Origin of the sequence: Streptomyces hygroscopicus subsp. hygroscopicus, assembly GCF_001553455.1 — a bacterium.
Lineage (GTDB): Bacteria > Actinomycetota > Actinomycetes > Streptomycetales > Streptomycetaceae > Streptomyces > Streptomyces hygroscopicus.
Window position 1 is genome coordinate 1 of the sequence record NZ_BBOX01000506.1, and the last position, 11054, is coordinate 11054.

9 protein-coding genes and 1 pseudogene are annotated in these 11054 nt (G+C 71.7%); 2 read left to right on the forward strand and 8 right to left on the reverse strand.

What is annotated here, in order from left to right; genetic code table 11:
• From AXW62_RS37475 to AXW62_RS37500, 6 genes and pseudogenes are all read right to left on the reverse strand, one after another.
• A pseudogene (locus AXW62_RS37475) lies at nt 1–526 on the reverse strand (hypothetical protein); the annotation flags it as partial.
• A 478-nt stretch (nt 527–1004) separates the two neighbouring features.
• The gene (gene rlmB, locus AXW62_RS37480; RefSeq protein WP_030828077.1) at nt 1005–1955 is read right to left on the reverse strand and encodes a 23S rRNA (guanosine(2251)-2'-O)-methyltransferase RlmB; all 951 of its coding nucleotides are present in this window, start codon (nt 1953–1955) and stop codon (nt 1005–1007) included.
• A gap of 147 nt (nt 1956–2102) precedes the next feature.
• On the reverse strand, nt 2103–3500 hold the full coding sequence (gene cysS / locus AXW62_RS37485) for a cysteine--tRNA ligase (RefSeq protein WP_030828075.1): 1398 nt from the start codon (nt 3498–3500) through the stop codon (nt 2103–2105).
• 302 nt (nt 3501–3802) lie between these two features.
• Nucleotides 3803–4303: a 2-C-methyl-D-erythritol 2,4-cyclodiphosphate synthase gene (ispF, locus tag AXW62_RS37490; RefSeq protein ID WP_030828072.1), complete on the reverse strand. Its 501-nt coding sequence runs from the start codon at nt 4301–4303 to the stop codon at nt 3803–3805.
• Complete coding sequence (ispD, locus tag AXW62_RS37495) at nt 4293–5087, reverse strand: 2-C-methyl-D-erythritol 4-phosphate cytidylyltransferase (protein ID WP_030828069.1); 795 nt, start codon at nt 5085–5087, stop codon at nt 4293–4295. The genes ispF and ispD overlap by 11 nt, the downstream gene beginning before the upstream one ends.
• Nucleotides 5088–5426: 339 nt before the next feature.
• Nucleotides 5427–5909, reverse strand: coding sequence for a CarD family transcriptional regulator (locus AXW62_RS37500; protein WP_009716930.1), 483 nt, complete (start codon nt 5907–5909; stop codon nt 5427–5429).
• 647 nt (nt 5910–6556) lie between these two features.
• Between AXW62_RS37500 and AXW62_RS37505 the strand changes: the two genes are divergently transcribed.
• The gene (locus tag AXW62_RS37505) at nt 6557–7246 is read left to right on the forward strand and encodes a hypothetical protein (protein ID WP_060948321.1); all 690 of its coding nucleotides are present in this window, start codon (nt 6557–6559) and stop codon (nt 7244–7246) included.
• A gap of 235 nt (nt 7247–7481) precedes the next feature.
• On the opposite strand, the gene phoP is transcribed toward AXW62_RS37505, so the two are convergent.
• Both phoP and phoR read right to left on the reverse strand, forming a co-directional pair.
• Nucleotides 7482–8162: a two-component system response regulator PhoP gene (gene phoP, locus AXW62_RS37510; protein WP_009716928.1), complete on the reverse strand. Its 681-nt coding sequence runs from the start codon at nt 8160–8162 to the stop codon at nt 7482–7484.
• Nucleotides 8159–9457 (reverse strand): two-component system sensor histidine kinase PhoR, encoded by a 1299-nt coding sequence (gene phoR, locus AXW62_RS37515; RefSeq protein ID WP_030828061.1) that lies wholly within the window; start codon nt 9455–9457, stop codon nt 8159–8161. The genes phoP and phoR overlap by 4 nt, the downstream gene beginning before the upstream one ends.
• A gap of 322 nt (nt 9458–9779) precedes the next feature.
• Between phoR and phoU the strand changes: the two genes are divergently transcribed.
• A complete protein-coding gene (gene phoU / locus AXW62_RS37520; protein ID WP_030828058.1) occupies nt 9780–10466 on the forward strand; it encodes a phosphate signaling complex protein PhoU in 687 nt (228 codons plus the stop codon).
• The last annotated feature ends 588 nt before the right edge of the window (nt 10467–11054 follow it).

Below are 11054 nucleotides of genomic sequence, written 5' to 3' on the forward strand. Positions count from 1 at the left end.
CCGCGCCCGCCGCGTCCGCTTCGCCCGGCCCGTCCGCGCCCGGACGCCGCCGCCCGCCGGGCCGGGGCACGGTCTCCGTACGGGGGCTGCGCGGGCCGATGACGGTGGGCGCGTCGTCGTCGAAGGCGATCCGCGGCAGCACCTGGGTGGCGCCCACGTCCTCGGCGCCCTCCCCTGACCGGGCCCGGCCCGGACCGTCGCCCAGGCCCTCGGAGAAGCCGTCGACAGGGCTGTCGGTCAGACCCTCGTGGGAGTACCGCACGGCCTGGAGAAGCCGCGTCGCCGCGGTGTCACCACCGGGGCGGGTACGGCCGCTCCACACCACGGGCGGCCGGCGTCGGCCCACCGGGACGCGGGCCAGCCGGGCCGTGTCCGCCAGAGCGCTGCTGACGACCGGGACGCTGAGCTGCACCCGGAAGCTCGGGGCGTTGACGGCGACCCGTGCCGGATCGCACGGCACCTTGGCCATGGTCAGCTGTGGCTCGTCGTCGAACCCCCGCGTGCGTCCCGCCCGGGGCGAAGGCATGCGGGCTTTTCTGGTCTCCACGCCCAACTAACCGAGTGACGGACGGGAAAGACACTGCCGGGGACGTCCCGATCTGTCCGAGGCCCGTCAAGATCATCGACCGGAAGGCAGACCAGGCAGAGGCCCGGCGCATACCCGGCACAGGCCCAGCGCATACCCGGCACAGGCCGGGCACAGGCTCAGCACCGGCCCGAGGCAGGCCCAGCACAAGCGCGGCGCAGGCCGGGAAGCAGCTCCACGACGGATCCACGACCGATCCCCACGGCTCCGGGCCGGCGGGTGCCCGAGCCCGGCCACGGGCCGCACCACGACCGCGCCACCGCACCGACCGTGCCATCACCGACCGCGCCACCGCACCGCGACCGCGCCACCGCGCCGACCGCGCCGCTCCACACCGACCCGACGGCACCCCGCCCACACCGCATGCGCCGTGCGCCACACGCCACGCGCCACGCGCCAGGCGCCCGAACCGGACCCGCTACGCCCGGCGGCGTGCCGCCTCATAGAGGACCACGCCCGCCGCCACGCCCGCGTTCAGCGACTCCGCGCCGCCCGGCATCGGAATCCGCACCCGCAGGTCGCAGGTCTCGCCCACCAGCCGGGACAGCCCCTTCCCCTCGCTGCCGACGACGATCACGACCGGGCCGTCCAGCACCTCGAGGTCCTGGAGCTCGACATCGCCGTCCGCCGCCAGCCCGATCACCGTCAGGCCCGCCTTCTGGTACGCCTCCAGCGCCCGGGTGAGGTTGGTCGCACGGGCGACCGGGGTGCGGGCGGCGGTGCCCGCGGAGGTCTTCCAGGCGCCGGCGGTCATACCGGCCGCGCGCCGCTCCGGTACGACCACGCCGTGGCCGCCGAAGGCCGACACCGAGCGGACGACCGCGCCCAGGTTGCGCGGGTCGGTGACGCCGTCGAGGGCGACGATCAGCGGGTCCTCGCCGTCGTCGAAGGCGGCCGCGCTCAGGTCCTCGGGGTGGGCGTACTCGTACGGCGGGACCTGGAGCACCAAACCCTGGTGGTTCAGGCCGTTGGTCATCCGGTCCAGCTCGGGCTTGGGCGCCTCCATGAGGTGGATGCCGCCGCGGTCGGCGGCGAGCTTCAGCGCCTCGCGCACCCGGTCGTCGCTGTCGATGTACTGCTGCACGTACAGGGTGCTGGCCGGAACGCCCTCGCGGAGCGCCTCGACCACCGGGTTGCGGCCCACCACCAGCTCGTTCGTCCCCTTGCCGCCGCGGCGCGGCGCCGGGCGCTTGGCGGCCTGGCGGGCGCGGGCGTTGGCCATCCGCTGCTTGACGTGCCCCTTGCGCATCTCGGCGGGCGGGGTGGGCCCCTTGCCCTCGAGGGCGCGGCGGCGCTTACCTCCGCTGCCGACCGTCGCGCCCTTCTTGTTGGCGGTACGGCGGTTCCTGCGCTGGCTGTTGCCGGCCATGAACGGTCACCTGTCTCTTCACTGCTCGGCGCTGCTCAGCAAGCGGCTCGAACGTCACACGTCTGTGCGGTCATTTATGCGGTCATGTGTACGGTCACAAGTGTGCCGCCCGGGGCGTCGGGCGGCACACCACAGGAGGTCAGGGCCTTAACGCTGGCCCAGCTCCCAGCGCGGTCCGGACGGGGTGTCCTCGATCACCAGGCCCGACTGCTGGAGCTGATCGCGGATCGCGTCCGCCGTCGCGTAGTCCTTGCGGGCCCGCGCGGACTGCCGCTGCTCCAGGACCAGCCGGACGAGGGAGTCGACCACGCCGTGCAGATCCTCGCCCCGGTCCGAGCCGCCCGCCCAGTGCTCGTCGAGCGGATCGAGGCCCAGCACGCCCAGCATGGCCCGCACCTCGGCCAGCCGGGCGACCGCCGCCTCCTTGTCGTCGGCGGTCAGGGCGGAGTTCCCCTGGCGGACGGTGGTGTGGACGACGGCGAGCGCCTGCGGCACCCCGAGGTCGTCGTCCATCGCCTCGGCGAAGGCGGGCGGCACCTCGGCCGCGGGCTCGACGGCCCCCGCCTTCTCCACCACTCGCTGGACGAAGCCCTCGATCCGCGCGAACGCCGACTCGGCCTCGCGCAGCGCCTCCTCGCTGTACTCGATCATCGACCGGTAGTGCGGGGTGCCCAGGTAGTAGCGGAGCACGATCGGGCGCCAGCGCTTGACCATCTCGGAGACCAGCACCGAGTTGCCGAGCGACTTGCTCATCTTCTCGCCGCTCATGGTCACCCAGGCGTTGTGCGCCCAGTACGCGGCGAACTCGTCGCCGAACGCCTTGGCCTGCGCGATCTCGTTCTCGTGGTGCGGGAAGATCAGGTCGACACCGCCGCCGTGAATGTCGAAGGCCCGGCCGAGGTACTTGTGCGCCATCGCCGAGCACTCCAGGTGCCAGCCGGGACGGCCGCGGCCCCACGGGGTCTCCCAGCTGGGCTCGCCCGGCTTCGCCGCCTTCCACATGGCGAAGTCGCGCGGATCGCGCTTGCCGGTCTCGCCCTCGCCCGAGGGCTGGCGCAGCCCGTCCAGGTCCTGGTTGGAGAGCTTCAGGTACTCGGGGAACGAGCGCACATCGAAATAGACATTGCCCTCGGCCGCATAGGCATGACCCCGATCGATCAGCCCCCGCATCATCTCGATCATCTCGGGGACGTGACCGGTCGCCCGTGGCTCGTAGGTCACCGGCAGGCAGCCGAGGATGTCGTATGCGTGGTTGAAGGCGCGCTCGTTCTCGTAGCCGATCGCCCACCACGGCCGGTTCTGCTCCGCCGACTTCGCGATGATCTTGTCGTCGATGTCGGTGACGTTGCGGATGAACGTCACGTCATAGCCGCGGTGGGCGAACCAGCGCCGCATGATGTCGAAGTTCAGCCCCGACCTGATGTGGCCGATGTGCGGGGCGGCCTGTACGGTCGCGCCGCACAGGTAGATCGAGACACAGCCCGGCCTGAGCGGGGTGAAGTCACGGATCTGCCGGGCGCTGGTGTCGTACAGGCGAATAGTCACGCATCAAGGGTAGTGGGAAGTGAACGGTGCCCCGTGCCCCTTCCGCCCCGGGGACACAGAAGCGTGACACTCCGGACGCCACGGTCGCCTCTTCCCCATTTCTCCCCATTCCTCCCCATCTCCGCCGGATCCCCCGGACGATTCCCCAGCCCCGGCCCCTCCGGACGACCCCCTTCCGTTCCCGCGTCCCCGTCCCCACGTCCGTCCGTTCCCGCGTCTCCGTCCCCACGTCCGTCCGGGTCCCGACGTCCGTCCGGGTCGCGCCGGAGCCGCGCGGCGCCCCCGGCGCCCTTCCCCGCCTCCTACCGCCGGTACACCAGCGCCGTGGCGATCGCCGCGAGACCCTCGGCGCGGCCCGTCAGCCCCAGGCCGTCCGTGGTGGTACCGGACACCGAGACCGGGGCGCCCACCGCCGCCGTCAGCGCCTTCGTCGCCTCCTCGCGCCGCTTGCCGATCTTGGGGCGTACGCCGATGACCTGGATGGCCACATTGCCGATCCCGAAGCCCGCCTCCCGTACGATCCGGGCCGCCTCGGCGAGCAGCGTGGTGCCCGCGGCGCCGGACCACTCGGGGCGGCCGGTGCCGAAGTGGGCGCCGAGATCGCCGAGCCCGGCGGCGGAGAACAGCGCGTCACAGGCGGCGTGCGCGGCCACATCGCCGTCCGAGTGACCGGCCAGTCCGTACTCTCCGTACTCATCGCCTTCCCACAGCAGCCCCGCGCACCACAGCTCGCGGCCCTTCTCGAAGGCGTGCACATCCGTGCCGATGCCCACCAGGGGCAGCACCACCGGTTCAGAAGCCATCGTTCGCCCTCCTGCGCGCCAGAACCGCCTCGGCCAGCACCAGATCCAGCGGCCGGGTCACCTTGAACGCCTCCTCGTGGCCGGGGACGACCACGACCTCGACGCCGAGCCGCTCCACCATGCCCGCGTCGTCGGTCGCGCCCTCACCCTCCAGGGTGATCTTCTCGTGCGCGGCCACGAGCGTGGCGCGGTCGAAGCCCTGCGGGGTCTGGACGGCGCGCAGCAGTGCGCGCTCGGGGGTGCCGACGACCGGCTCGGGCTCACCGGCCCGCTCCCCGGTGCGCGGCTCGACCTGCTTCACGGTGTCGGCCAGCGGCAGCGCCGGGACGACGGCGGGCGCCCCGTCCCGTACGGCGGCGACGACCGCGTCCACCGTGTCCACGGGCACCAGCGGACGGGCCGCGTCGTGCACCAGCACGGTGGTCACGGTCTCCGGGACGGCGGCCAGCCCCTTGCGCACCGACTCCTGACGGGTCTCGCCGCCGGGCACGACCACCACCTCGGTGGTGTCGCTGAGGCTGTCGCTCAGCGGATGCGCGTCCAGCAGCAGCCGCACCTCGTCGGCGCCGTCCGGCGGGGCGACCACGACGACGAGGGAGACGGCACGGGATCCGGCCATCGCCCGGACCGCGTGGACGAGCATCGGCGTGCCGTTCAGCGGGCGCAGCGCCTTGGGGGCGCCCGGTCCCAGCCGCACCCCGCGGCCCGCGGCGGGGATGACGGCGGCGGTGCGGACGGGGCGCCCGGACGCTCCGGAGCCGCCGCGATCCGGGGTTGCGGACATTGAGTTGGCGTTCAGGTTTGCTTCCTCAGCCGAGATGGGTATGGCCACAGCGTGCCGGGCGCGATGCCCCGACCGGCCCCTTCCGTGACGACTGGTCGAGCCAGCTGCCCGGGCCCGGCACACTCCGCACCGCGCACCGTGGCGCGGCCGCCGGCACCGGCACGGCGCCTGTCGAAGGCGTCGCTGAAGGCGTCGGGCTGGAAGTCGTTGAAGGCGTCGGGCTGGAAGGCGTCGGCTGGGGAAGCGCAGCGTCCGGCACGCGAACATGCCGCAGCGCCCGGCGACAGACGACTTACGGAAATCAGGTCTGAGTCACTCGGGCACCGCGGCATTGATATGTCAGGACGCGAGAACCTCGTCGAGCAGGGCCTCGGCCTTGTCCTCGTTGGTGCTCTCGGCGAGGGCGAGTTCGCTCACCAGGATCTGGCGGGCCTTGGCGAGCATCCGCTTCTCACCGGCGGAGAGTCCGCGCTCACGCTCTCGACGCCACAGGTCACGCACGACCTCGGCGACCTTGATCACATCGCCGGAGGCGAGCTTCTCGAGATTTGCCTTGTAGCGACGTGACCAGTTCGTCGGCTCTTCCGCATACGGTGCACGCAGCACCTCGAAGACCCGGTCCAGCCCGTCCTGGCCGACCACATCACGCACACCGACGAACTCCGCATTGTCCGCCGGCACACGAACCGTCAGGTCACCCTGGGCGACCTTCAGCACCAAGTAGGTCTTGTCCACGCCTTTGATCTGACGAGTTTCGATGGCCTCGATCAGCGCGGCCCCGTGATGGGGATAGACCACGGTGTCGCCAACCTTGAACGTCATGTGACAGGTACCCCTTCCGTGGCTATCCAGGGTAACACGGGAACGCCTTCTTCTGAATGGCGTTTTCGCAGGTCAGGGCATATCTCGGGGCTTGACAAGTGCGGCAGGAACGTGCTGCGCGGGGCTCGCGGAAGCGGGTATCCGCAGGTGGGAGCCGCTGTCCGGGCACCCGCAAACCCGCCCCTCGACCACCCGGAGAAGCCCGGCGGAGTGGTTGTACGTCCCGTTTTGCCGGAGTCCAGTCGATGGACTTCCGCTACTCCGTTCGGATCAGGAGCGAGCCATCCGGCTCCGATTCACGAATTGATCACAGCGTTGATCGCACCCTTGATCGGGCGCTTGATCACCCCTTGATCGCGGCGTTGATCGCACGGCGCGGATCAAGTCTGTGATCAATTCTCGGACATGCGCGGATTCCTTACCGATAATCTCCGCGCGGCCGGTCGAGACGATATTCGGGACCGGGTCGGACGCACCTCGTAACGCACACCGGAACCACCCGGGAACCGCACCGGAACCGGAACCGGAGGGGGGCGCCGCCCGGGGCGGATCGCCTTGGGGCGGGTCGGGTGCGGGCCGAAGAGTGTGGATCGGTAATCTAAGCGCGCTGATCCAACCTTTACCTCGTCCTAGGAGATGCCGCCGCCGTGAGCAGCAGCCTTCGACGCGGCGCCCTCGCCGCAGCCGCCATCGTGGTCTCGGTCGCCCCGCTCTCCGCCTGCGGAGCCGGTAACGACGCGCAGACGCTGCAGGTCAAGCCCGACAACGCGGCGACCGCCGTCGGCGATATCAAGATCCAGAACGCCACTGTGGTCACCCAGCCGGATCGCACGGCGAAGGGCCCGGCCGTCGTCACCGGCAGGATCTTCAACAGCGGCAAGACGGACCAGACCGTCAAGGCCATCACCCTGCCGGGCACCGGTGCGCGTGTGAAGATCTCCCCGCCCAAGGGCCAGAGCGGCCCGGTCGTCGTCCCCAAGGGCGGCTCGGTGGCCTTCGGCGGCGAGGGCAACGCCTCCGCCGTCATCAGCGACGGGCGCGAGGCGGCCAGGGACGGCGACGCGCAGCGGGTCGTGTTCGACCTCAGCTCGACCGGCAAGGTCCCGATCACCGCGTTCGTGGTCCCGGCGACGAGCTACTTCAAGGGCTGGGGCCCGACCGTGCTGCCGACCGCGAAGCCGACGCCCAGCGGGAAGCCCAGCGGCACCCCGTCCGGCTCGGCGACCAACAACAAGCCCGGCGGTGCGGCGAGCGGCACGCCGAGCGGCGGAGCGAGCAACGGCACCTCGAACGGCATCGCCTCGGGCGAGCCGAACCCGGACGGGCACGGCGGCTGAGCCCCCACGAGACATGCGCGAGGGCGGCCCTGGAAGGCTCCAGGGCCGCCCTCACGCATTGCCGGGAGGGTCCGCCCTCGCGCATTGCCCGGAGGGTCCGCGCGGCACGCCTCCAGGGCCGCCCTCGCGCACGGCCGGGAAGGTCCGGTTCGGGAGGGTCCTTCCGGCCGTGGCGCTCACCGCACGGCCCTCGGGGCCCGGCGCCGACCCGCTCCCGTAAAGGTCCGGGCCCGGCCTACGGCTCGAACTTGTAGCCCAGCCCCCGCACCGTCACCAGGTACCGGGGCGCGCCCGGGTCCGGCTCGATCTTGGCCCGGAGCCGCTTGACGTGGACGTCGAGCGTCTTGGTATCGCCCACGTAGTCCGCGCCCCAGACGCGGTCGATCAACTGCATACGGGTCAGCACCCGGCCCGCGTTGCGCAGCAACATCTCCAGCAGGTCGAACTCCTTCAGCGGGAGGTCCACCTTGCCGCCGCCGACCGTGACCACGTGCCGGTCGACGTCCATCCGGACCGGACCGGCCTCCAGGGCGGCGGGGGTGACCTCCTCCGGCTCGCCCCGGCGGCGCAGTACGGCCCTGATCCGGGCGACCAGTTCACGCGAGGAGAAGGGCTTGGTCACGTAGTCGTCGGCGCCTATCTCCAGCCCGACCACCTTGTCGATCTCGCTGTCCTTGGCGGTCACCATGATGACCGGGACGTTGGACCGGCCGCGCAGCTGGCGGCAGACCTCCGTACCGGGCAGGCCCGGCAGCATCAGGTCGAGCAGCACCAGGTCGGCGCCGTTCCGCTCGAACTCGTCGAGGCCCTCGGGGCCCGTCGCCGCGATGGCGACCTCGAATCCCTCCTTGCGAAGCATGTACGACAGCGCGTCGCTGAACGATTCCTCGTCCTCGACGACCAGAACTCGGGTCACGGAAGGACCTCCGGGGCAGAGAGTGGTTCATTGGTGAAGGTCTCGTACGCCCGGTCGTGGTCCTCGCCGTCGAGGTCTGCTCCGGTGTCGTACGTCTCGCTCGACTCGCGCTTCTGGCTCCGCGAGCGGTCCCGGTCCCGCGCCGCACCGGCTTCCGGGAGTCTCAGGGTGAAGGTGGAGCCCTGTCCCTCGGCGCTCCACACGGTGACCTCCCCGCCGTGCGAGGCGGCCACATGCTTGACGATGGCGAGCCCGAGCCCGGTCCCGCCGGTCTGCCGCGAACGGGCCGGGTCGACCCGGTAGAAGCGCTCGAAGATCCGCTCGCGGTCCTTCTCTGATATGCCGATGCCCTGGTCGGTCACGGCGATCTCGATCAGGTCCCCGCCGGTCGCGGGGATGCGGCGGGCGGCGATGCCGACGCGGGTGCGGGCCGGGCTGTAGTTGACCGCGTTCTCGACCAGATTGCCGAGCGCGGCGGCCAGCTGGCCGCGGTTGCCCCAGACGTGCAGATCGGCGGTGCCGCCCGTGGCCATCGTGATCTGCTTGGTACCCGCCTGGTGGCGGCACCGGTCGATGGCCTCGGCGACGAGCTCGTCCACCCGGACCGGCTCGGCGTCCTCCAGCGGGTCGTCGTTCTGCACCCGGGAGAGGTCGATGAGCTCCTGGACCAGGCTGGTCAGCCGGGTCGCCTCGACCTGCATCCGCCCGGCGAAGCGGTTGACCGCCTCCGGGTCGTCGGACGCGTCCATCACGGCCTCGGACAGCAGGGACAGCGCGCCGACCGGGGTCTTGAGCTCATGGCTGACATTGGCGACGAAGTCGCGTCGTACGGCCTCGATGCGGCGGGCCTCGGTGAGGTCCTCCACCAGCAGCAGGACCAGCCGGGAGCCCAGCGGGGCCACTCTGGCGGACACGGCGAGCGCGTCACCGCCCCGGCCGGTGCCGCGCCGGGGCAGATCCAGCTCGATCTGCCGGATCTCGCCGTCCCGCCGGGTGTCGCGGGCCATCGCCAGCATCGGCTCGACGGCGAGCTTGCCGCCGCGCACCAGGCCCAGCGCGTAGGCGGCGGAGCTGGCCTTGACGACGGCGTCCGCCTCGTCGAGGACGACGGCCGAGGAACGGAGCACCGACAGGACGGTGTCCACCCCCGGCGGCAACACGGCGTCGGTGTGCAGCGAGGAGCGCGTAGGCTTCGCCTGTTCGCGCTCGCTCCAGCGGAACGCCAGCATGGCGATGACGCCGGTGCACAGCCCGGCGAGCGCCGCCACTGCGGCGATCGCCGCGTTCACGTTCATGCGTCCAGGTTATGCGGGCGGCCGGACCCCTCCACAGCCCCGAGACGATCCCCTCGAACAGACGTTGCCGAGAGTTCACCGGGGCGTCGGTATCGGTTCACTCCGGACGTTTCGGCGGGCGGGCGTCGCACGGGGGAGCCGGGGCCGCGTTGCCGAGAGTTCACCGAGGGGTCAGGTGTGGTTCACGCCCGGTGCCGGAACCGGACGCGTTGCGGCCGGAGCGTGGGAGTGTGGGGACCTCGGGTCATATGAGCCCACAGCGATCCTTTACAGATCCTTCAGCGAGAGATCCTTCAGCGAGAGTCGGGGAAAGAGGTCAGTGATGCGGGACGCGTACCACGAGGAGCTGGATTCGATCGGGGACGGCCTGGTCGACATGGCCCGGCTCGTCGGTTCGGCCATCGGCCGGGCCACCACCGCCATTCTGGACGCGGACCTCAAGCTCGCCGAGAGCGTCATCGCCGCCGACGAGAAGGTCGATGACCTGCAGCGGGACCTGGAGGCACGGGCGATCGCCCTGCTCGCCCGGCAGCAGCCGGTCGCCACCGACCTGCGGATCGTGGTGACCAGCCTGCGGATGAGCGCCGATCTGGAGCGCTCCGGCGATCTCGCGCAGCACGTCGCCAAGCTGGCCCGGCTCCGCTTCCCGGAGACGGCCGTGCCGCACGATCTGCACGCCACGATCCTGGAGATGGGCCAGCTCGCCCAGCGGCTGATGGCGAAGGCCGCCGAGGTCATCATCACCAAGGACGTCGACCTCGCGCTCCAGCTGGAGCACGACGACGACGCGATGGACCTGCTGCACCGCACCCTCTTCCAGCACCTGATGGACGACCGCTGGAAGCACGGCATCGAGACGGCCGTGGACGTGACGCTGCTGGGCCGTTACTACGAGCGGTTCGCGGACCACGCGGTCTCGGTCGCCAAGCGCGTCGTCTACCTGGTCACCGGCGAGCACGCCGACGAGATCGCCCCGCAGGACGCCGTCGACGCCGTCGAAGGGGCGTGACGTCCGCGCCTGCGAAGGGGCGATCGTCCGCGACGCCGAAGTCGAAGGGGCGGAGCGTCCGCGCCTCCGAAGGAGCGTGAGCGTCCGTAACGCCGAAGTCGAAGGGGCGGAGCGTCCACGGCGCCGAAGTCGAAGAGGCGTGAGCGTCCGCGCCTGCGAAGGGGCGTGACCGTTCGTGACCCGACGACGAAGGGGCGTGAGCGTCCGCGGCGGCGTGCCTCCACGCGCCGCCGACGCGCCCCTGCGCAGGGCGGCCGGGTCGTCGGCACCATGAGCAGCAGGTGACGTGACCCCTCCCGAGGAGGCGACTCATGGCGGACCTCTCCCAACCCGAACCCCGTCCGGCCCAGCCCGGCGGCCACCCGGTCGGCGCATGCGGCTGCGGCTCGGGCTGCAGCTGCGGCTGTCAGTCCGGCGGGCCGTGCCAATGCGGCGGCTGCTGCGGCTGAGGCGTACCGATCCGCACGGCGGAGGGCCTGGGACCGATCACCGGTCCCGGGCCCTCCTCGCGTTCGCCGGCGGGTCCGGTTCCCGGGCGCGGTCCGCCGCCCGGGGCGCGGGGTGCCGGGCGGGCGCGGGGTGCCGGGC